The sequence below is a fragment of the Pantoea sp. Cr_R13 genome (assembly GCF_029222565.1).
Taxonomy (GTDB): domain Bacteria; phylum Pseudomonadota; class Gammaproteobacteria; order Enterobacterales; family Enterobacteriaceae; genus Pantoea; species Pantoea eucalypti.
The window spans coordinates 191,206-212,364 of the sequence record NZ_JARHXL010000019.1; the positions used below are offsets into that span (position 1 = coordinate 191,206).

Here is a 21,159-nt window from a genome sequence, read left to right on the forward strand (position 1 = left end):
GCTTACTTCTGATGCCAGTAAGCCACTGCCCGAACAAAATCACTGTTGAGGCCACGCTGTACGGTGAAGTAGTCAGACAGTGCTTTAACAAACTCACCTTCACCCGTCAGCCAGATAAAGTAATCTTCCGCAGGGAGTGTGATCTGATCCAGGCGGATAATCAGCTGGCTGAGCTGCGCATGCTGCATCTGACCACTGCCAAGCCAGTTGGCCGTCACATTAGCCGTATCGGATAAATAGTCGCAGCCCGTCGTTTCATCGGTGAAGGCATAAAGATGCAGCGCCTGTGCACTGACGTCACGCTGGCGGCGCGCAAAGGCTGGCAGGCCGGTTTCATCGCAGACGTAAAGCTGAAATGCATAATCCGTTGGCACCACCAGCGAACCGCGGGGGCCGCCCACAATTAATTGATCGCCAGCCTGAGCCTGCGTTGCCCAGTCACTGGCTACGCCCTGCTGATGAATATAGAAATCGAGGGTAAGTGAAGATTCACCATCAAATTCCAGTGGGGTGTAATCGCGCGCCTGAGGACGTAAACCTTCAGGCCAGACAATGCCCTCGTCAGTCATCTCCGGCAGCGCCAGCGTGGCACCGTCAACGGAAGGGAAGAAGACCTTAATGTGGTCGTCAAAACCCGGTGACGTAAAGCCGGCCAGGTCGGTGCCGCTGAACCGGATACGCCAGAATTTGCCGGCAATCTTCGTTTTACTCACGACGTGGATTTGGCGAAAACGCAGCGTATTACGGACACGCTGCGGTAAACGTTGATTAGCTGATGCAACCATCATTTCTTTCCTCAAACGGGATCTCTGCCCGTGATCTATGGCATGCTGACCATCATTAAAATAATGATTCTGGAATAAAAATCATTCTCATCTTAAGGCGCAAGATTAGCTATGATATATCTTAGGCACAAGAACGAAAAATGCGATCCGCCCGCTTAAGATATATTTTATAAACATTGAGGTGTGCGAAGAACAGGCGCTAAACCGCCCGGCTAAGCGCGTTTAAAGAGACGTTATGGGTGGGGATATCGAAGCAGGCAGATAAAGCTAAGGCTGTCCGGCTCCTGAGGAGCCGGCAATTTTGCGCCGCAGAGGCTGGCAGCGCACTGACATTTACAGCGTGTCGTTGAATCCGGAGAGGGATGAGTTGCTGGTGGTGTGTTCCGGCAGCTCACCGTCACCCAGAATTTCATGTTGAGAAACCTGAGAGTGCGGATGCAGTCCGGCTGGCGGTGTAAAAGGTTCAGCCTGCTGCGCCATTGCCATCACAGGCAATGCCAGAATCAGTGAAATCATTAAGCGTCGCATAATAGTTGTCTTTATTTGCCTTTTGGCCAGAAAAGGCCTGAAATGCAGATGAATGTTCCAGCCCCGCCACAGATACACGATGATTCAGGTATGACAGGGTTTCGGGGGAAGATTTTACGCCAGACTGGGGAGTTATTTTATAAAATCGTGCGGTTTGTCACGGTTTACCGCACGAATTATGCATTTGGCGTCCTGTACCTTGCCCTTCACACTACGCCTGCATCACCGGAATAGAAAAAACGCCGCTCAGCCAGTCAGGCTTGCAATGTGCAAAGTCGAGACGCAGCAGGTCTTTGCCAGGACGGCGCGCTACACCCAGCGCTGGCAGATGTTGATAGTAAATATCCTCAATAAAACGCGTCAGTTGTTCAGGTTTGCCGCTCCAGCGAATTGACGCATAAAGCCCCCGCACTTCACGCCAGTTATCGGTATTGTCACCCAGCAGCCTGGCATGTTGCGGCTCCAGCGCCTGAAACAGGCTAATATTCTGCTGGTCGGCAGAGCTATGCCCGGGGCCATACTGAAAGCCTAACCAGCCATGCGTTACATGGCTTCCTGCCAGCGACACCAGATGACGCGCCAGCCCGGCAACCCGGTGATCGTGGTCGGCAAAATAATCACCGAACTTACACTCCCACTCCAGCTTCTCTCCGCACAGGTGCAACGCTTCCTCGCGTTCAACCAGCGTGGCGCGCTCTGCCAGCGATCGCGCCAGAATGCGTCCATGAAAGTTTTTGACCGGCAAATGGGGAATACGCCGAAATGCGCCAGGCGTCAGTGAAAAGTGACCTTTGAAAACCCGGGTGAAGTTTTGCTGGTTATCGAAACCAAATCGTACGGCAATATCAATCAGTGTCATGCGCGTCAGACGCAGTGCCATGGCGGCCATCGTCAGGCGCCGTTTGCGGGTATAGGCTGCCAGCGTTTGTCCGGTCATCTCCTTGAACATGCGCTGCATGTGCCACTTTGAATATCCTGATTTCAGGGTAATTTGATCGATATTGAGATCGTCAGTGAGATGGGCTTCAATCCACTCAACCAGATCGTTGATGTGCTTTTTTTTAATGGCCTGACTGAGCATGATGGCGATTTACGACGCGGGTTAAGACTGAGGTTTTAATTAAAAAAGGATAACAAATATGGCGAATCAGTGTAAGGAAAGGGTAAGCCGTGCACGTCCGTTCGGGGCAATTCCGCATTAATTGCTTAGGTTACTAACTAAAAAAGGCTGACTGACGTCAGCCTTTTGATTCCTGATAAAAAATGCGCCTGATAACTGTAAGGCGGAGTCTGCGACAATTAATGACTACGCATACCCGCTGCCGTCATCATCATGCGGAACAGCGAGGCGACCACGCCGAGCGCCAGTACGCTGGCGGCATAGATAAACACCAGCCACATTACCCGTTTCCACCACGGCGCTTTCGTCTCTTCACTGTGATTGTGGTCTTTCATGCTGCTGAGGCTTTTCATATCAATGATATCCTTCATCTGCTTTGATTTTTCCACGGAACACGTAGTAGCTCCAGAAGGTGTAACCCAGAATCATCGGGATAATCAGCAGGCTACCCACCAGCATAAAGGCCTGGCTCTGCGGTGGCGATGCGGCATCCCAGATGGTTACGGATGGCGGAATAATGTTGGGCCACACACTGATGCCCAGACCGGAGAAGCCCAGGAAGACCAGCGCCAGCGTCAGTAGGAACGGTGAATAGTGCGCCTCACGCTTAATGGCGCGCACAATGCCCCATGAACAGAGCAGCACCAGCACCGGAACCGGCAGGAACAGGAACAGGTTTGGCTTGCTGAACCAGCGATGTGCGATGTCCTGATGCGTAAACGGCGTCCACAGGCTGACAATACCAATAATCACTAACAGCGCGATGACCAGTGGCGTTGCCAGCGCGGACATCTTACGGTGCAGCTCATTCTCGGTCTTCATAATAAGCCAGGTGCAGCCCAGCAGCGCATAGGCCACCACCAGACCCACGCCGCAGAACAGCGGGAACGGTGCCAGCCAGTCCAGTGCGGAACCGGCAAAACGGCGTCCCTCAACCGGAATGCCATCCAGAAACGCGCCGACTGCGACGCCCTGACTGAACGTGGCGATAACTGAACCGGCAATAAAGGATTTGTCCCAGAATGCCCGATGACCTTCAACCGCCTTGAAGCGGAATTCAAAGGCGACACCCCGGAAAATCAGGCCAATCAGCATGGCGGTCAGCGGAATCGACAGCGCATCGGTAATCACCGCGTAAGCCAGCGGGAATGCCCCGAACAGGCCCGCGCCTCCCAGAACCAGCCAGGTTTCATTACCATCCCAGACCGGTGCGACGGTGTTAACCATCATGTCGCGCTCGCCGGCATCTTTATTGAACGGGAACAGCAGACCAATACCCAGGTCAAAACCATCCATCACGATATACATCAGGGTTGCGAAGACGATAATCACAAACCAGATAACGGAATAATCGATCATCTTAGTGGTCTCCATCCTTAAAGGTGGCAGCGGAAAGCGGACGCGCTGGCGTTTTCTTCTGACCCGGTCCACCTTCTTCGGTGATATGACCTTCGCCGACAACCGGTCCCTGCTTAATCAGGCGCATCATGTAGTGATATCCCACACCGAACACCGAGCTGTAGACCAGAATAAAGGCCAGCAGGCTGATGCTCATATGCATATCGCCATGTGCCGAGACCGCATCGATGGTGCGCTGCACGCCATACACCACCCACGGCTGACGACCGATTTCAGTGGTAAACCAGCCCGCCAGAATCGCAATCAGACCCGATGGCCCCATTAACAGAGCAAACCACAGGAAAGGACGCGACTCGTAAAGACGGCCTTTGAAACGCAGCCACAGGCTGACTACACCCAGCGTAATCATCAGCAGCCCCAGCGCCACCATCACGCGGAATGACCAGAAGATCACCGTAGAATTAGGGCGGTCCTCTTTCGGGAACGACTTCAGCGCCGGAACCTGTTTATCCAGACTGTGCGTCAGAATCAGGCTGCCAAGATAAGGCACTTCCAGCGCATATTTGGTGCGCTCCTGTTCCATATCGGGAATACCAAACAGGATCAGCGGTGTGGCCTCACCCGGTGGGTTTTCCCAGTGTCCTTCAATCGCCGCGATTTTGGCTGGCTGATGCTCAAGGGTGTTCAGACCGTGTGCATCCCCAATCATCGCCTGAATCGGCGCAACGATCAGCGCCATCCACAACGCCATGGAGAACATCTTACGGATAGCAGGATTGTTATTCCCTTTCAGCAAATGCCAGGCCGCTGACGATCCCACAAAAAAGGCACTCGCCAGGAACGCCGCCACTGACATATGGAAAAGGCGATAAGGGAAAGAGGGATTGAAGACGATTTTCAACCAGTCCTGCGGCACCACAATGCCATTCTCGATGATGAAGCCCTGAGGCGTCTGCATCCAGCTGTTGGAGGCAAGAATCCAGAAGGTCGAAATCAGTGTTCCCAGAGCAACCATGCAGGTGGCGAAGAAGTGCAGACCCGGCCCCACGCGATTCCAGCCAAACAGCATCACGCCCAGGAAGCCTGCTTCCAGGAAGAACGCCGTCAGCACTTCATAAGTCAGCAGCGGGCCGGTGATACTGCCGGCAAACGCAGAGAAGCCGCTCCAGTTCGTCCCGAACTGATAAGCCATAACCAGCCCTGATACCACACCCATACCGAAGTTAACGGCAAAGATTTTCGACCAGAAGTGGTAGAGATCGCGATAGGTTTGATCGCGTGTTTTAAGCCACATACCTTCAAGTACTGCCAGGAAGCTGGCGAGACCGATGGTGATGGCGGGAAAGATAATATGGAAGGATACAGTAAATGCGAACTGAATCCTGGCCAGATGAAAGGCATCTAATCCGAACATTGCTTACCTCTTTGCCACATAGAACACCATGTATTTACTTATAATTAACAACTTAAGCCTGATGCGCTGACTTCTCTGCGCTTATTGAAATTCCCGCCGCAAATTTAGAGCTATTTGCGACGAGGAAAAAGAAACAGTGGGGTTAATGAAAACTATAACAGTCTTTATTGATTTTGGTCATTGTTTTTGGCGGGAAATTTTTATTTAAAAATAAGGCTGAAAGGTTAATCAGAGGGTGCTTATGTGTCGTTAATGTTACGTATTTTCTCACTTTAAAAGTCGAACGCACGAAAGCAATGCCTGCACGTAAAGTATCGTCAACGGCCTGTTTTCAGGCACTTTTTTGCTATAAAAATTGGAGTTCTTTAAGGTTATAAGTGAGAAGCGAAGATCTAAATACCATTATATTTTAACAGGTTAAATCCTTAAACCCTTATCTCTGCCGCTTTGTTTTCTTTTTTGTTTAATACTTACTAATCCTGAGGTGAGTATGGATAAAATAAAGTAGAATCCACGAAGTTAAACACACATTAAGATGTTAAATAAATGAGTCAAAAAACGCCTCATTATTAACAGCACTCAACTCACTCTCCTATATTTCGATCCAGAGATTGATAAAACGACTTAATAATCAGCAACAGAACGAAAAGCCTGATGGATTTATTTGCATTGCTATCGCATGGCTGCGGCATCAGAGAGGCAGTAAACAAAAGTGGGCTCAGAAATTTTCAGGTAAAAATATCGATGCCGTCACATTCTGACGGCTGAGACGGGGTAGCTTTACTCTGCTGCAGATTTTTCGCGCTGCGCCAGAATCCTGCCCAGGTTTAGTTCCAGCCAGTCTGCCAGGCCCACAACCTGCTCACCGACTTCACGTCCAAGCGGGGTCAGGCGATATTCCACGTGCGGAGGCACCACATCGTAAGCAATTCGCTGGACGAAGCCATCTTCTTCCAGGTAACGCAGATTCTGAGCCAGCATCCGCTCACTGACGCCCCCGACCGTGCGGCGCAATTCACTGAAGCGCAGCGTTTGATCCTGAAGGGCCAGCAGAATCAATACACTCCAGCGACTGGTCACGCGTTTCAGCACATCACGCGACGGACAATTAACGTTAAGTAATTCACCGCGACTAAATTTTTCACTCAATTTATCAGACATTTAATCAGCACACCTTAACTAACATTTCTGTAAGTACTTACTAAAGATTAGCTTATATCTTAGTCTGGATTTCAACAACAGCCACAGGAGTCATAGCATGATTGCAATAACAGGTGCGACCGGCCAGTTGGGCCGTTTCGTTATCGATGCTTTACTGAAAAAAGTTCCGGCAGAAGAGATCGTCGCTGCTGTCCGTACACCCGTCAAAGCGGCCGATCTTGCGGCGCAGGGCATCACGGTCCGACAGGCCGACTACAGTCAGCCAGAAACGCTCAGGGCCGCTTTTGCAGGCGTCGATAAACTGTTACTGATCTCCGGCAGTGAGGTGGGTCAGCGTGAAGCGCAGCATAAAGCCGTTATTGAAGCGGCACAGGCGGCGGGCGTAGGCTTCATCGCCTATACCAGCCTGCTGCATGCGGACACCTCACCACTGGGCTTAGGCGTTGAACATCGCGCCACAGAAGCGCTGCTGAAAGCCTCCGGCATCCCATTCGCCCTGCTGCGTAATGGCTGGTACACCGAAAACTATGCCGCCAGCATTCCACCTGCGCTGGCGCATCATGCATTTATCGGCGCGGCGGGTGAAGGTCGCATCGCGTCTGCAGCCCGTCAGGATTACGCGGAAGCGGCGGCTGAAGTCATGTCCCGTGAGGATCAGGCGGGCAAAGTGTATGAACTGGCAGGCGACGACAGCTACACGCTGGCGCAGTTTGCTGCGGAGATCGCCGCGCAGAGTGGTGAGAAGGTTGATTACGTCAATCTGTCTCAGGCTGATTTTGCCGCCGCGCTTAAAGGTGCTGGCCTGCCAGAGGGTCTGGCGGAGATGCTGGCAGATTCGGATGCCGGTGCAGAAAAAGGCGGTTTGTATGATGACTCCCGTCAGCTGAGCAAACTGATTGGTCGCCCGACCACGCCCTGGCAGACAGTCGTTCGCGCAGCGCTGGCGAACACCTGATTCTGCTGTCAACGAGCGGGCACGCAGGCCCGCTTACTTCCCTGCTCTTTTCTGCGCGGCTTTCCGTTACGTATGCCATTTTCTGCACCCTTTTCGGCCCGGCTATCTTTTACAAAATGTGAATAAACGCCAGTTTTCTTCAGTTTGAATTTTTTTATCCATTCCGTTAAGAGATTCATCTGAAATGTATTTTTTGTGAACACTGCTATATTTGGTTGAATTGTCTGGGATTTATCAAAAAACCTCGATTAATAGACAATTTTTATTACGTTCATAGATATTCTGCATTGTTGTTCCGCTGAATGAGAGGTCTATAATTTCTCTTTTGTGCAACCACGACCGCTCAGGAGGCCGTTATTAATACCCATCGCCAGCAACAAAATGCACTTGAAGAGGTTCGTGCCGGGGCGGAAGTTGAGTATCAATACGATCCCCATGAACTGAAACTGGAACGCATGCAGGATTCTGAGCCCGAGCCGGAGTTGATTGAAGGCTTACCGGCTCCGGATGCACTCACCCCTGCCGATCGTTATCTGGAACTGTTTGAACATGTCCAGATGTCGCGGATTTTCGAGGATAGCAAAACCTTCCCCGACTGTTCGCCTAAGTACGATCCGCTGGACGTGCTGATGCGCTATCGTCGACAGAAACGCAGCAGTGATTTCGACCTGTCGCGTTTTGTCGCCGATCATTTTTATCTGCCTGGCGTAAACGAAAGCTTTTATGTCTCTAACCCGGATAAAACTCTCAACGAGCATATTGATGACCTGTGGCCGGTTCTGACCAAAATGCCACAACAGCATATGCCGCACTCATCACTGCTGCCGTTGCCAAAACCTTATGTAGTGCCAGGGGGACGCTTTGGCGAAACCTATTACTGGGACTCCTACTTCACCATGCTCGGCCTGGCAGAATCAGGCCGCGATGACCTGCTCCGTCACATGGCGGACAACTTTGCCTGGCTGATCGATAACTACGGTCATGTGCCAAACGGCAATCGTACCTACTATCTCAGCCGTTCTCAGCCGCCCGTGTTTGCACTGATGGTAGAGCTGTTCGAAGAAGATGGCGTGCGCGGTGCGAAACGCTATCAGGAACAGCTGATGAAGGAGTATCAGTTCTGGATGGATGGCGCGGGTTCACTGATGCCGAATCAGGCTTATCGTCACGTGGTGCGGATGCCAAACGGCTCCCTGCTGAACCGCTACTGGGATGATCGCGATACGCCGCGTGATGAGTCGTGGATCGAAGATGTTGAAACCGCCCGCGAATCTAAACGTCCGGCTAGCGAAGTCTATCGTGATCTGCGTGCTGGCGCGGAGTCTGGCTGGGATTACTCCTCTCGCTGGCTGCGAAATCCGAAACGCCTGTCGAGCATCCGTACGACACAGTTTATCCCCATCGATCTGAACGCATTCCTGTACAAGCTGGAGCTGATGATCGCGACTCTGTCGCACGCCAAAGGTGAAGAGCTGACGGCGCTGGCGTGGCAGAAAAAGGCGGAAGCGCGTAAACGTGCGATTACCCGTTATCTGTGGGACAGCACCGCCGGTGTGTTCCGCGATTATGACTGGCGTCGTGAGCGTTTCGGTGCCTTTACCGTAGCTTCAGTGGTTCCGCTGTTTGTGGGCCTGGCGACGCCGCATCAGGCGCATCTGCAGGCGATCTCGTTGCGTCATCTGCTGCTGAGCAACGGCGGCCTGCTGACCTCAATGGTCGAAAGCGGCGAGCAGTGGGATCGGCCTAACGGCTGGGCACCCATGCAGTGGATGGCAATTGTTGGCCTGAATAACTATGGCGAAGAGACGCTGGCAACAGAAGTGGCTGTGAACTGGCTGAATACAGTCAATAACTTCTATCAGTTGCATCACAAGCTGGTAGAGAAATATGACATCAGCGGTGAGCGTGCGCGTCCTGGCGGCGGCGGGGAATATCCGTTACAGGATGGTTTTGGCTGGACTAACGGCGTGACGCGTAAGCTGATGACGATGTATGGACATTTAATGGCTGACTGAACATCACCAGCCTGAAAAGCACTAACGCAAAAAGCCGGGAATCCCCGGCTTTTTCATGCGCGCTGTTCAGCACTACTTCTTCGCTTCCACGCCCGGCTGTGACGCACGCTGCAGAAACTGCTGAGTGACCTCTGGCAGGTTCTGCAGCAGCCACTCTGCCATCGCCACTTCCTGGTCACGGATCTCGTTAAGTATCCGTACGCCCTGCGTATCACCTACCTGCTCTGCCGCGGCAATCAGGCTGGTGTAGCTGGCGATCTCAGCATTCTCGAAGACATAACCACTGATAGCGCCCTTCACGACTTCATCCGAGTTGAACATACCGCCAACAGCCTGACCGGCCGCCGCCATTTTGCCCATCGCGTCTTTCATCACAGAGTGATCGATACCGTGAGTGTCGAGCAACTGCTCCAGCAGTGTCAGCTGATGTTTAGTCTCTTCCAGATGCTGCGCCAGACGCTGTTCCAGCGCCGGATAGTGCTCAAGACGGCCAGCCATCTTGCTCAGCATACTTTCAGCCTGCTTTTCCATGGCATGCGCATCGCGCAGCCAGTCATGATAATGTTCTATCGCAGTCATGTATTACTCCTTAAGAGACGGTAATAGACTCGGCTACCTGGGTGAGTTTCTCATCCGTTTGCTTCTCTTCGTTCAGAGTAGCTTCCAGTAGCTCTGCCGCTTTGGTGTAACCCAGCTTCAGTGCCAGCGCATGCAGAGTGCCGTAGGTCGCGATCTCATAGTGCTCAACTTTCTGTGCAGCGCCGATCAGCCCCTGATCGCGAATCTCACCTTTTTCAACCGAGTCGATAATTTCCTGTGCTTCTTCAACCAGACCTTCAAGCGCATGACATTTCATTCTTTTAATTTTGACTTCAGGTGTCACTTCCACCAGCTCGTCGAGTCGTTCAATCTGCGCACGGGTCTCTTCCAGATGCTGATTAAACGCAGCGATAAGATTTTCGTCACTGGCTGCACGCGCCATTTTAGGTAATGCACGGGTTATCTGTTTCTCAGCGCTGTAAACATCGGATAGGTCATGGATGAACAGGTCGTTTAACGTTTTCACTGTCATAAGATAGCCTCATTGTTTAAAACGCTGCATCGGTAATAACGCAACGCCAGTCATATCGTTGACACCTGAAAAGTCTAGTGGAGATTCTTAATATCACACGCCGCATCAGTATGAAGTGGACACAAAAGTGGCATATCAAATGCATTTTCCTTTTTACAGCAACGTGTTAGCTAAGAAATATTTTTATGACTGCGGCTTCGCTAGCCGGGCTTGAATTTATACAAAGTAAAAAAACGTGTATGAATTTTTGAAAGCACGCCTTCAAAAAATGGGCCAGCTAAAACTTAGCTGTACAAGTTTTTATTATGCCGTACAGATTTAACGCGTGGAAAATAAAAAAACCGGACGGGAATATCCATCCGGTTTAATTAAAAGCAATTGGGATTACCAATAATTTACCACCGGCATAATTCAGCAGGTTATTATCTTTATGGATAAGCGAGAGATACTGTATAGCCCGGCAGATGAAGCAAGTTGTCATCTCAGCACTATCAACGGCGCTCAGCTCCTGCGGCTCACCTTGCCCCCCTTGCGGCCTGCTTCAATGGCGCGTTCAGGATCGTTTTTGAAGTTACCTCCACTTTTCTGACCGCCTTTGCGTCCGGCTTCAGCAGCACGCTCTTTGTCAGCTGCAAAGTTTCCCGCTCCACCGCGATATTGAGTCATTCTGTGTTCCTCTTTGAATTTAAAATTAGAATTGTCACAGTTAACGCTTCATCAGGCCGATTCAACAACATAAATGTAGACAGAATATTGAACCGATCAAGCACCAGAAATAAAAAATCCGTCGCGGTTTTCTTTATTGGTGGCACTACCCTTTTCAGGGACGATAACGCAATTCAACTATTGCTCCCTTGTATTCAAAAAAAAGAGCAGCGGCGCGAAAAAACTTATAACGAAAATCGCCGCGCCCTATTAATCGATCATTTTCAAAAAAAGTCCAATTGAAAATCGATAAGCGAAGCGGCAATATGACAAGCTTATCAATATCAGATGGTGAATATGATCAATAAACGATCAATTTAACTAAGCGCAGCGTGAAATAACATGACACTGTTTCCTTTAAAACCGCGTTAATAAGCGAAGCGTGAAAGTGCGTCTGCATCATCTTAAAAGGCTCAATATTGATCAATAAATAACCGACAACACTGAGCCAGAGAAAATTTTGAGCAGAATAAAGTACCAGTAATAACGTTTTTTATTTCAGGATAGGCGGAGCGGGAGAATAGGCGTTTTAACTGAACAACGTCAGGATTTCGGAATAGTACTAAAAACGAGTTCTGCGGAGATAGAAGGCATCATTCGGACGGAAAAGTACCTGATACAAAGTCGGTGCGTAGACGGAGGACGTGTCAGGAAAAATATTCTGCGCAGCCAGCATCCAGGCCTCTGCGCGTTTCATCAGTAGAGGAACATCAGATTAAATCAGGCAGGAAGGGAGCAAACGCCACGCCGCGCTTGCCGTTTTTCTTAATGCAGTACATCGCTTCATCTGCGCGCGCAAGGGCAGTATCAAAATCATCTCTTCCCTGTACCTGTGACACCCCGACAGAAGCCCCTATCAGGGCATGACCATTTGCCATATCAAATGGGGCAAGCACCGCGTCAAGGCAGGCATTTGCCAGTTGTCTGACCTGCGGATGGTCAATCGCAAACGGCAATAACAGCACGAACTCATCACCGCCGAGTCGGCCAATCATCACTTCTGCCGGCGCGAGTTCTGTAAACCGATGGCTTAGCTGGATCAGCACTTCATCACCGCTGCGATGACCCAGGGTGTCGTTGACGTGTTTGAAGTTATCCAGATCGATAAAGACAACGCAGAGTGGCCCCTGCGCTTTCAGCTCACAGAAATAGTTCTGCAAAGCATGGCGATTGTTAAGCATCGTCAGGGGATCGTGAAGCGCCAGCAGGGCAAGCTGCTCTTCATATTGCTTCTCTTTGGTCATGTCGATATGCGTGCCAATGACTTTGACAGGCTCGCCATGGGCATTCCACTCGCTGACCCGCCCCCGATCCAGCACCCACGTAATACTGCCGTTTTTAGCAATCATGCGGTGAAGTGCTTCGTAATAAGGCGCTTTCCCGGCGATGTGATCGTTAAAGGCCTGCAAAACCTCATCGGCATCCTCGGGATGCAGACTCTCCTTCCAGGATTCGAAATTGGCGTCGGTCTCTTTCGGCTGGAACCCGAGCATCGCTCCCCAGCGCCGGTTGAAGATCACCAGCTTGCCACTGGGAATATCAAGCTGCCACAGGAACAGTCCGGTACCATCGAGCGCCGCGTTAAGTTTTGTACGGGCGTCATGCGCTATACGCTTCAGACGCGCATTATGCTTTTTCAGGTTCTGTATCTGCAGACGCAGCGCTTCTTCTGACATGACCGTGACGGAGCTGGAAAAAGGGCTATTGTGCCTGTCAGGTTGATTCTGTAAAGAGTGCCTTATAAAACACGATTAGCCCCGGTCAATTGCAGGCTGGACAGGATTTCAGGCGGCAACGCTCTTGCAACGCAGCACAGAGCCGGGACGGCAAAGTGATTTCGACGTGAAATCTATTTGTGTTGCTACTGAATTAAGAGCCGGAATGAGCGGCTATAGACGAAATTCGGATTGTTCGGGAAGGTATGGAGTCAGGTGGACCGGATTAGCGCTACAAACGCAAAAACCCGCCAGAGGCGGGTTCTTTAAAGATGGTGCCCGAACCCGGAATCGAACCAGGGACACGGGGATTTTCAATCCCCTGCTCTACCGACTGAGCTATTCGGGCAACGGGGCGCATTAAACCAAAGCGGCCCGGCAGCGTCAAACGCTTTTCGCCAAAATCTAATCGACTGACCGCTTTTCCATCAACTCAATGACTGGTTTTGATCCGCCGCAAAAACCTCACGGCCAGCCGGATAAATTTCACTCAGCGGAGTGAGTTAAGGCTGCATTGTGCCGCGATTTTGCCGATATAGCATGCGAGACCAACACTAATAATAAGGATCGCCATGTTTTCCACCATTACATCAGGCATCGCTTCGCGCCATAGCTGGCAGAAGCGCTCACACTCAGTCGCCACGCTGAGCTCTCTCAACGGCTCCATCGCCATGATTGAGTTCTCTCCCGATGGCACCATTCTCAGCGCCAACGCGCTGTTTCTGGCGCGCATGGGCTACACGCTGGCTGAGATTGAAGGCCAGTACCACAGCCTGTTTTGCACCCCGGAACAGCTGCAGTCGCGGGAGTATCAGGATTTCTGGCTGCGACTGAACCGGGGCGAAAGCTTCAGCAATAAGTTTCTGCGTATGGCAAAAAACAGCCGCCCAATCTGGCTGGAAGCCAATTATGTGCCGGTACAGAACCGTCATGGCCGGGTGATCAAAATCGTCAAACTGGCTACCGACATCACCGGTCATATTAACGATGCGCATGAGCAGCGCGCCATCACCACCGCCATTGAACGGTCAATGGCAGTCATCGCCTTTAACCTTAAAGGTGAAGTGCTGAAAGCCAATGACAACTTCCTGAAAACCATGGGATACCGTCGTGAAGAGGTGGAAGGCATTCATCACAGTCGCTTCTGTTCGCAGGCCCTGCGTGAGAGCCGCGAATACAGTGAATTCTGGCAGCAGCTGAACCGGGGAGAATTTGTCTCGGGTCAGTTTCCCCGTGTGAATAAACGCGGAGAAACGGTCTGGTTGCGCGCCACCTACAATCCGGTATTTGACGAACAGGGCAGGCTCTACAAGATCGTGAAATTCGCCACCGATGTCACCGCACAGGTGGAAAAAAACCAGCAGGAGCATGACGCGGCACAGCGGGCTTATCACACCGCGCTGCAAACCGATCACAGCACAAAGCTGGGGGCTGATGTTATCGCCAGCAGTGTGCAGACCATGAACGCCCTGGCCGGTGAACTGCAGGGGATCTCGGGTGATATCACTGGCCTGAGTGAATCCTCCGATCGTATCGGCGCGATTGTGGAAGGTATCCGCCGGATAGCCGATCAGACTAACCTGCTGGCGCTGAATGCCGCAATCGAAGCCGCGCGGGCCGGGGCTCATGGCCGCAGCTTTGCGGTGGTCGCTAACGAAGTCCGCACGCTGGCTGCGAACATCAATCGCGCCACCAGCGACATTGAAAATCGGGTACAGCAAAACCACCTGCTGGCGAACCGGGCACTGAAAGGGATTGAATCGAACCTGAAGCGCGCCGATCTGGGCGTGCAGCTGGCCCAGGAGGCGGGCGGCGTGATTGCGGAAATCCGTGAAGGCGCAACCGACGTCGTGCGCGCCATCAGTCAGGTGACTAAAACACTTAAAGCCTGACACGTTGAGGGGGCAATCGCCCCCTTTTTACGGTGCAGGCTGAGAAGTTGATTCGGGTGCTGAAGGAATAAAGATGTGATCCAGAATCGCCCGCATTACGGGTGCCGCAACAATCCCTTCGTTACCGCCATTCTCCAGAATCAACGCCACCGCCACTTTCGGGTCATTAAACGGCGCAAAAGCGGTGTAGAAGATATGGTCACGCAGCCGCACCGGGATCATCTTCGCGTTATAGGTCTGGTTCTGGCGCAGGCTGAACACCTGTGATGTTCCACTCTTCGCAGCGATGCCATAAGGTGCCGTGTGGAAATATTTATACCCGGTGCCGTTTGGCGCGTTAGCCATGCCAAACATCGCGTGTCGAACCAGCGACCAGTAGGGTGAATGCGGATCGCCAATCTGTGCCTCGCGCTGCGCGGGATGGTAGTTCTCAACCAGCGTGCCGCGCTGGGTTTTTTCCAGCAGATGCGGTGCGATAACCCGACCATTATTAATCAGCGCCACCATCGCCTTCACCATCTGAATCGGCGTCGCAACCCAGTAGCCCTGTCCGATACCCACAGACACCGTATCGCCCTGATACCAGGTCTTTTTATGGACCTTCTGCTTCCATTCACGGCTCGGCAGTAAGCCGCTGTACTCTTCATTGAGGTCGATGCCGGTCGACTTGCCATAGCCAAACTGGCTCAGCATGGTGTGAATCCGGTCGATGCCCATCATGAATGCCACCTGATAGAAGAAGGTATCGGCAGACTCTTCAATCGCCCGGGTGACATCCAGCATGCCGTGCCCGCTCTTTTTCCAGTCGCGATAGCGCCGGTCCGTGCCTGGCAGCGTCCAGGTCGGCGCGCCAAAGAACTGCGTTTGTGGCGTAATCACATGCGTCAGCAGCGCCGACATCGCCATATAGGGTTTCACCGTGGAGGCTGGCGGATAAAGGCCCTGCGTGACGCGGTTAATCAGCGGCAGGTCTTTATCCTGCAGCAGCTTTTTGTAGGCCTGATAGCTGATACCTTTTACAAAGGGGTTGGGGTCGTAACTGGGGCTGGAAACCATCGCCAGCACTGAGCCGTCGTGCGGATCTTCAACCAGCAGCGCCGCACGCTGTCCCGCCAGCAGACTCTCTATATATTGTTGCAGATGCAGGTCCAGCGTCAGCGTCAGGTTTTTACCCGCCACCGGCGGCACCTCTTTCAGCACCCGCACAATGCGGCCGTGGTTATCCACCTCCACTTCCTGATAACCCGGCTTGCCGTGCAGCAGCGATTCGTAATAGCCCTCAATCCCCTGCTTACCAATATTGTGGTCAGCGGCATAGTTTTCGGCAATGCCTTCTGCGTTCAGCCGTTTGTAGTCGCTGTCGTTGATTTTCGACACATAACCGAGCACGTGTGCCAGATCCGCGCCATAGGGATACTGGCGATCCTGATAGGTTTCAAGACTGGCACCGGTAAAGCGAAACTGATTAACCGCAAAGCGCGCGACCTGCTCTTCATTCAGCTCCTCTTTCAGCACCACCGGCTTGTAACGACTGGTCTGTTTCAGGGCACGGCGAAACGTATCAATCTCATCGGGCGTCAGATTAATTAAAGGTGTCAGCGCCCGTAGTGTGGCGTCCATATCGGTGATTTTGTATGGGGTCAGCGTAATGGCGTACCAGCTGACGTTGCGCACCAGCGGAATACCGTTGCGGTCATAAATCAGCCCACGCGTCGGGGCGATGGGGATCATCTTGATGTCGTTCTGGTTGGATCGCGTCTGGTAGTAACTATGATCGCGCACCTGCAGGCGATAAAGGTTTACGCCAAGAATGGTGAAACAGATACAGACCAGTGCAAAGGCTATTGCGGCACGACGGGCAAACAGCTTCTCTTCAGCATCGAAGTTACGAAAGTTCATCAGGAGGCATATCAGGCGATTAATTTTTATCTGTTATTGCGCACTATGATAAGGCCCGGACGCAGAGGTGCCAGCGCGAAGATGCACAAGCCTCAGCAAAAGTGTGTCATTTGATGTGAATGTTACCGGGACGGCGAGGCGGGAAAATCAGATCCTCCCGCAAAGGAGGATCTGAAGGGGATCGGACAGCGGGCGGGAACGGTTACCCGCCGCGTGGATTAATCACCCAGCAGAACAGACTCCAGCGCAATCTTAATCATGTCGTTGAAGGTGGTCTGACGCTCAGCAGCGGTGGTCTGCTCGCCGGAACGGATGTGGTCGGATACAGTACAGATGGTCAGCGCTTTTGCACCGAACTCAGCGGCCACACCATAGATACCCGCAGCTTCCATCTCTACGCCGAGGATGCCATATTTTTCCATCACGTCGAACATCTGCGGATCCGGGGTGTAGAAGAGATCGGCAGAGAAGATGTTACCCACGCGCGCTTCAACGCCCAGGTTTTTCGCCGCATCAACCGCGTTACGCACCATGTCGAAGTCAGCAATCGCAGCGAAGTCGTGATCTTTAAAACGCATACGGTTTACTTTGGAATCGGTGCAGGCACCCATACCAATCACGATATCACGCAGTTTTACGTCGGCACGTACGGCACCACAGGAGCCCACACGGATGATCTTTTTAACGCCGAAGTCCGTGATCAGCTCTTTGGTGTAGATGGAACAGGAAGGGATACCCATTCCGTGACCCATTACAGAGACTTTGCGGCCTTTGTAGGTGCCGGTGTAGCCCAGCATACCGCGCACGTTGTTCACTTCAACCGCGTTTTCCAGGAAGGTCTCTGCGATGTGTTTTGCACGCAGCGGATCGCCAGGCATCAGTACGACGTCAGCGAAATCGCCCATTTCAGCATTAATATGTGGGGTTGCCATTGTTTAATCCTTATTAAAGTGCTGATTTACAGCATGTTCTTGCCATAGTCCATCTCGGACAGGCCAAAGTAGTGTGCAATTGTCTGACCAATATCGGCGAACGTTTCACGGTATCCCAGTGAACCCGGCTCCACTTTCGGTCCGTAGATCAGAATCGGAATGTGCTCGCGCGTGTGTTCGGTGCCGTGCCAGGTCGGGTCACAGCCATGGTCAGCCGTCAGAATCAGAATGTCATCTTCGCCAACCAGCGCCATCAGCTCAGGCAGACGGCGGTCAAACAGCTCCAGACCACCTGCATAACCGGCTACATCGCGACGATGTCCCCAGGTTGAGTCGAAATCAACGAAGTTGGTGAAGACTATCGACTGATCCGGCGCGATTTTCATCTCCTGAATCGTCGCATCAAACAGCGCATCCAGACCGGTCGCTTTGACCTTTTTGGTGATGCCCTGCTCGGCATAGATATCCGCGATTTTACCCACGGAGATCACATGACCGCCCTTCTCGTCCACCAGCTTTTTCAGCATAGTGGCAGATGGCGGCTCGACGGCCAGGTCGTGACGGTTGCCGGTACGTTCGAACTGACCCGCTTTGTCACCCACAAACGGACGGGCGATAACGCGGCCAATGTTGTAGCCACCTTCAGTCAGCTCTTCACGGGCAATTTCGCACAGCGCATAGAGACGATCCAGACCAAAGGTCTCTTCGTGACAGGCGATCTGGAACACCGAGTCGGCAGAAGTATAGAAAATCGGCTTGCCGGTTTTCATGTGCTCTTCGCCCAGCTGGTCGAGAATCACTGTACCGGAAGAGTGGCAGTTACCGAGATAGCCCGGCAGGTCTGCACGCTCAACCAGCTTGTCCAGCAGTTCCTGCGGGAAGCTGTTCTCTTTGTCGCTGAAGTAGCCCCAGTCAAACAGCACCGGCACGCCAGCGATCTCCCAGTGGCCTGACGGTGTATCTTTACCTGACGAAAGCTCGCTGGCGTACGCGTACGCGCCAGTGATCTTCGCTTCAGGATCCAGGCCTGGCGGGAAGCGGCCGGTAGACAGCTCTGCGGCTTTGCCCAGACCCAGCGCGGTGAGATTAGGCAGATATAATGGACCTTTACGCCCCTTGTCTGCTTCACCGTTAAAACAGGCTTCGGCGATATGACCTAAGGTATCTGAACCCACGTCACCGAATTTATCGGCATCTTTACTGGAGCCAATTCCAAAGGAATCGAGCACCATAATAAAAGCACGTTTCATGCAAGTCTCCTGCGCTATGGCGCGTGACAAGTCAAAAAAAAGCGATCAGATCAGTATACCCGAATGCATCACGGCTGGCACCGGTTACTGGTCAGTTAGCTGATATCGCTCACACGGCGATAGACAACCGGCGTCTCAGCTGGCGCGGAATCTCCGAGCACCAGTGCGGCTTTAACCGCAGCGGCAGCCTGCTGCCATTTGTCTTCGCTGCTGGCGTGAATCATCGCCAGCGGACGCTGCGCATCGGCACGCTCGCCCAGGGTGATCATCTCACTGAAGCCAACGCTATAATCGATGCTGTCACTGGCACGCTGACGTCCGCCGCCCATCGCCACAACCGCCAGGCCCAGCGCACGGGTATCCATGCTGCTGACGATGCCTGGCTGGTCGGCGTAGACCGGTTTGCTCAGCATCGCCTGGGGCAGATAAGTGTCGTAGCGTTCAATGAAATCAGCCGGTCCCTGCTGAGCCGCCACCATGCGACCAAACACCTCGGCGGCTTTGCCGTTATCCAGCACCGTCATCAGCTTCTGACGTGCTTCGGCATCGCTGGCAGCCAGTTTGCCGGAGATCAGCATTTCACTGCAGAGCGCCAGCGTCACTTCCAGCAGGCGCGGATTGCGCTGCTCGCCGGTGAGGAAGCGAACCGCTTCACGCACTTCAAGTGCGTTACCGGCTGAGGAAGCGAGAACCTGATTCATGTCTGTCAGCAGCGCAGTGGTCTGGCAGCCGGCACCATTGGCGACGCCCACAATGGACTGAGCCAGACTCTCTGATGCTTCATAGGTGGGCATAAACGCGCCGGAACCCACTTTGACATCCATCACCAGCGCATCCAGCCCTTCTGCCAGCTTCTTCGCCAGAATCGAAGCGGTGATCAGCGGAATGGAATCGACGGTAGCGGTGATGTCACGCGTGGCGTAGAAGCGCTTATCCGCTGGTGCCAGCGAGCTGGTCTGGCCGATAATCGCCACACCAACCTGCTTAATAATTTCGCGGAAGCGGTCATCGCTGGGGAAGATATCGAAGCCCGGAATCGCCTCCAGTTTATCCAGCGTGCCGCCGGTATGGCCGAGGCCGCGACCGGAGATCATTGGAACATATCCGCCGCAGGCGGCAACCATCGGACCTAACATCAGCGATGTTACATCGCCGACGCCGCCGGTCGAGTGCTTATCCACCACCGGCCCGTTAAGGTTGAGTGATTTCCAGTTAAGCACCGTACCGGAATCACGCATTGCCATCGTCAGCGCGACCCGTTCTGGCAGCGTCATATCGTGGAAGTAGATGGTCATCGCCAGCGCGGCGATCTGACCTTCTGAGACGGTGTTATCACGCACGCCATTAATGAAGAAGCGAATCTCCTCTTCAGTCAGCGCATGGCCGTCACGTTTTTTGCGAATAATTTCTTGTGGCAGGAACAAGGTAGCCCCCTGGTCAGGGAAAACAGGATGGGGAACAGGCGGTCAGCGACCGCCTGAGGGATCAGTAACCCGCTTTGCTGGTGTCGCTGTCGTGACCCAGCGTGTTAAGCAGGCTCGCCAGCAGGCTTGATGCACCAAAGCGGAAATGGCGCGCATCGGCCCATTCTGCACCCAGCGTATCTTCTGCCATTTGCAGATAGATCGCGGCATCTTCAGCCGTACGCACGCCGCCCGCAGGTTTGAAGCCAACCTGCTTACTGACGCCTTTGTCACGGATCACATTCATCATGATCTGCGCCACTTCTGGCGTAGCGTTAACCGGCACTTTACCGGTAGAGGTTTTGATGAAGTCGGCACCCGCATCAATGGCAATTTCAGAGGCCTGACGGATCAGCGATTCCTGCTTCAGCTCACCGGTTTCGATGATCACTTTCAGCAGCACGTCCGCTTCAGCACAAGCGGTTTTACAGGCTTTCACCAGATCGAACCCGACCTGACTGTTACCGGCGATCAGCGCGCGGTACGGGAACACCACGTCCACTTCATCGGCACCGTAAGCGATAGCGGCGCGGGTTTCTGCCAGTGCAATGTCGATGTCGTCATTGCCGTGCGGGAAGTTGGTCACCGTGGCGATGCGGATCTCCGGGGTGCCCTGCTCGCGCAGCGTTTTACGCGCGATCGGAATAAAGCGCGGATAGATACAGATTGCCGCGGTGTTGCCTGCCGGGGATTTAGCCTGATGACACAGGGCGATCACTTTTGCATCGGTGTCGTCGTCATTCAGGGTGGTCAAATCCATCAGTTTCAGGGCGCGCAGGGCAAGGTGTTTGATATCGGTCATGAGGCTCTCCAAAGGATTGGGGTGCAACCCACCGGCTTGCCGGCGGAATGTTATAATAATAACACTCTGAAGCGGCCTGATATGTGCCAGCA

The 21,159-nt window shown here is 52.9% G+C and carries 19 protein-coding genes and 1 tRNA gene; 3 read left to right on the plus strand and 17 right to left on the minus strand.

The features are described 5' to 3' along the window. Positions 1-2 precede the first annotated feature (2 nt). From P2R09_RS20425 to P2R09_RS20455, 7 genes are all read right to left on the minus strand, one after another. Positions 3-785, minus strand: a complete 783-nt coding sequence (locus P2R09_RS20425) for a siderophore-interacting protein (RefSeq protein ID WP_275772823.1) — start codon at positions 783-785, stop codon at positions 3-5. A 333-nt stretch (positions 786-1,118) separates the two neighbouring features. Next, on the minus strand, positions 1,119-1,301 hold the full coding sequence (locus P2R09_RS20430; RefSeq protein ID WP_275772387.1) for a hypothetical protein: 183 nt from the start codon (positions 1,299-1,301) through the stop codon (positions 1,119-1,121). Positions 1,302-1,524: 223 nt separating this feature from the next. Beyond that, positions 1,525-2,394 (minus strand): helix-turn-helix domain-containing protein, encoded by an 870-nt coding sequence (locus P2R09_RS20435; protein ID WP_275772389.1) that lies wholly within the window; start codon positions 2,392-2,394, stop codon positions 1,525-1,527. Positions 2,395-2,612: 218 nt separating this feature from the next. Continuing rightward, entirely contained in the window at positions 2,613-2,786 is a 174-nt protein-coding gene (locus tag P2R09_RS20440) for a DUF2474 domain-containing protein (RefSeq protein ID WP_004571235.1), read from the minus strand. Between the two features lies 1 nt (position 2,787). Continuing rightward, positions 2,788-3,792, minus strand: a complete 1,005-nt coding sequence (cydB, locus tag P2R09_RS20445) for a cytochrome d ubiquinol oxidase subunit II (protein ID WP_275772391.1) — start codon at positions 3,790-3,792, stop codon at positions 2,788-2,790. A 1-nt stretch (position 3,793) separates the two neighbouring features. Next, the gene (locus tag P2R09_RS20450) at positions 3,794-5,206 is read right to left on the minus strand and encodes a cytochrome ubiquinol oxidase subunit I (RefSeq protein WP_008925698.1); all 1,413 of its coding nucleotides are present in this window, start codon (positions 5,204-5,206) and stop codon (positions 3,794-3,796) included. A 780-nt stretch (positions 5,207-5,986) separates the two neighbouring features. After that, positions 5,987-6,367 (minus strand): helix-turn-helix domain-containing protein, encoded by a 381-nt coding sequence (locus P2R09_RS20455; protein WP_004571237.1) that lies wholly within the window; start codon positions 6,365-6,367, stop codon positions 5,987-5,989. A 97-nt stretch (positions 6,368-6,464) separates the two neighbouring features. On the opposite strand from P2R09_RS20455, the gene P2R09_RS20460 reads away from it, so the two are divergent. Beyond that, positions 6,465-7,322, plus strand: coding sequence for an SDR family oxidoreductase (locus tag P2R09_RS20460; RefSeq protein WP_275772394.1), 858 nt, complete (start codon positions 6,465-6,467; stop codon positions 7,320-7,322). A 356-nt stretch (positions 7,323-7,678) separates the two neighbouring features. After that, positions 7,679-9,337 carry an alpha,alpha-trehalase TreF gene (gene treF, locus P2R09_RS20465; RefSeq protein ID WP_275772825.1) on the plus strand — a complete coding sequence of 553 codons (1,659 nt, stop codon included), beginning with the start codon at positions 7,679-7,681 and terminating at the stop codon, positions 9,335-9,337. A gap of 72 nt (positions 9,338-9,409) precedes the next feature. On the opposite strand, the gene P2R09_RS20470 is transcribed toward treF, so the two are convergent. The 5 genes from P2R09_RS20470 to P2R09_RS20490 all read right to left on the minus strand — a co-directional run bounded on the left by P2R09_RS20470 (position 9,410) and on the right by P2R09_RS20490 (position 13,178). Then, positions 9,410-9,916 carry a DUF892 family protein gene (locus P2R09_RS20470; protein ID WP_275772396.1) on the minus strand — a complete coding sequence of 169 codons (507 nt, stop codon included), beginning with the start codon at positions 9,914-9,916 and terminating at the stop codon, positions 9,410-9,412. Between the two features lie 10 nt (positions 9,917-9,926). Further along, a complete protein-coding gene (locus tag P2R09_RS20475) occupies positions 9,927-10,409 on the minus strand; it encodes a DUF892 family protein (protein ID WP_004571241.1) in 483 nt (160 codons plus the stop codon). 501 nt (positions 10,410-10,910) lie between these two features. Next, the gene (locus P2R09_RS20480) at positions 10,911-11,075 is read right to left on the minus strand and encodes a general stress protein (RefSeq protein ID WP_004571242.1); all 165 of its coding nucleotides are present in this window, start codon (positions 11,073-11,075) and stop codon (positions 10,911-10,913) included. A gap of 749 nt (positions 11,076-11,824) precedes the next feature. Next, positions 11,825-12,790, minus strand: a complete 966-nt coding sequence (locus P2R09_RS20485; RefSeq protein ID WP_275772399.1) for a sensor domain-containing diguanylate cyclase — start codon at positions 12,788-12,790, stop codon at positions 11,825-11,827. Positions 12,791-13,102: 312 nt separating this feature from the next. After that, positions 13,103-13,178 (minus strand) — tRNA-Phe (locus P2R09_RS20490). A gap of 223 nt (positions 13,179-13,401) precedes the next feature. On the opposite strand from P2R09_RS20490, the gene P2R09_RS20495 reads away from it, so the two are divergent. Continuing rightward, a complete protein-coding gene (locus P2R09_RS20495; protein ID WP_275772401.1) occupies positions 13,402-14,721 on the plus strand; it encodes a PAS domain-containing methyl-accepting chemotaxis protein in 1,320 nt (439 codons plus the stop codon). 27 nt (positions 14,722-14,748) lie between these two features. On the opposite strand, the gene mrdA is transcribed toward P2R09_RS20495, so the two are convergent. The 5 genes from mrdA to deoC all read right to left on the minus strand — a co-directional run bounded on the left by mrdA (position 14,749) and on the right by deoC (position 21,067). Continuing rightward, entirely contained in the window at positions 14,749-16,620 is a 1,872-nt protein-coding gene (mrdA, locus tag P2R09_RS20500; RefSeq protein ID WP_275772403.1) for a penicillin-binding protein 2, read from the minus strand. A 218-nt stretch (positions 16,621-16,838) separates the two neighbouring features. Further along, a complete protein-coding gene (gene deoD / locus P2R09_RS20505) occupies positions 16,839-17,552 on the minus strand; it encodes a purine-nucleoside phosphorylase (RefSeq protein WP_003848553.1) in 714 nt (237 codons plus the stop codon). A gap of 26 nt (positions 17,553-17,578) precedes the next feature. Further along, on the minus strand, positions 17,579-18,802 hold the full coding sequence (deoB, locus tag P2R09_RS20510) for a phosphopentomutase (RefSeq protein WP_275772405.1): 1,224 nt from the start codon (positions 18,800-18,802) through the stop codon (positions 17,579-17,581). 95 nt (positions 18,803-18,897) lie between these two features. Then, positions 18,898-20,226: a thymidine phosphorylase gene (gene deoA / locus P2R09_RS20515; RefSeq protein WP_078804968.1), complete on the minus strand. Its 1,329-nt coding sequence runs from the start codon at positions 20,224-20,226 to the stop codon at positions 18,898-18,900. A gap of 61 nt (positions 20,227-20,287) precedes the next feature. Continuing rightward, on the minus strand, positions 20,288-21,067 hold the full coding sequence (gene deoC, locus P2R09_RS20520) for a deoxyribose-phosphate aldolase (protein WP_275772408.1): 780 nt from the start codon (positions 21,065-21,067) through the stop codon (positions 20,288-20,290). Positions 21,068-21,159: the final 92 nt, after the last annotated feature.

Bases quoted from the DNA above. Each gene is read 5' to 3' on its own strand.
- cydB (WP_275772391.1), bottom strand. From the start codon at position 3,792: ATGATCGATTATTCCGTTATCTGGTTTGTGATTATCGTCTTCGCAACC.
- P2R09_RS20435 (WP_275772389.1), bottom strand. From the start codon at position 2,394: ATGCTCAGTCAGGCCATTAAAAAAAAGCACATCAACGATCTGGTTGAG.
- P2R09_RS20430 (WP_275772387.1), bottom strand. From the start codon at position 1,301: ATGATTTCACTGATTCTGGCATTGCCTGTGATGGCAATGGCGCAGCAG.
- P2R09_RS20475 (WP_004571241.1), bottom strand. From the start codon at position 10,409: ATGACAGTGAAAACGTTAAACGACCTGTTCATCCATGACCTATCCGAT.
- P2R09_RS20495 (WP_275772401.1), top strand. From the start codon at position 13,402: ATGTTTTCCACCATTACATCAGGCATCGCTTCGCGCCATAGCTGGCAG.
- mrdA (WP_275772403.1), bottom strand. From the start codon at position 16,620: ATGAACTTTCGTAACTTCGATGCTGAAGAGAAGCTGTTTGCCCGTCGT.
- P2R09_RS20470 (WP_275772396.1), bottom strand. From the start codon at position 9,916: ATGACTGCGATAGAACATTATCATGACTGGCTGCGCGATGCGCATGCC.
- P2R09_RS20485 (WP_275772399.1), bottom strand. From the start codon at position 12,790: ATGTCAGAAGAAGCGCTGCGTCTGCAGATACAGAACCTGAAAAAGCAT.
- P2R09_RS20480 (WP_004571242.1), bottom strand. From the start codon at position 11,075: ATGACTCAATATCGCGGTGGAGCGGGAAACTTTGCAGCTGACAAAGAG.
- P2R09_RS20425 (WP_275772823.1), bottom strand. From the start codon at position 785: ATGGTTGCATCAGCTAATCAACGTTTACCGCAGCGTGTCCGTAATACG.
- P2R09_RS20440 (WP_004571235.1), bottom strand. From the start codon at position 2,786: ATGAAAAGCCTCAGCAGCATGAAAGACCACAATCACAGTGAAGAGACG.
- deoD (WP_003848553.1), bottom strand. From the start codon at position 17,552: ATGGCAACCCCACATATTAATGCTGAAATGGGCGATTTCGCTGACGTC.
- deoB (WP_275772405.1), bottom strand. From the start codon at position 18,802: ATGAAACGTGCTTTTATTATGGTGCTCGATTCCTTTGGAATTGGCTCC.
- P2R09_RS20460 (WP_275772394.1), top strand. From the start codon at position 6,465: ATGATTGCAATAACAGGTGCGACCGGCCAGTTGGGCCGTTTCGTTATC.
- deoC (WP_275772408.1), bottom strand. From the start codon at position 21,067: ATGACCGATATCAAACACCTTGCCCTGCGCGCCCTGAAACTGATGGAT.
- P2R09_RS20450 (WP_008925698.1), bottom strand. From the start codon at position 5,206: ATGTTCGGATTAGATGCCTTTCATCTGGCCAGGATTCAGTTCGCATTT.
- P2R09_RS20455 (WP_004571237.1), bottom strand. From the start codon at position 6,367: ATGTCTGATAAATTGAGTGAAAAATTTAGTCGCGGTGAATTACTTAAC.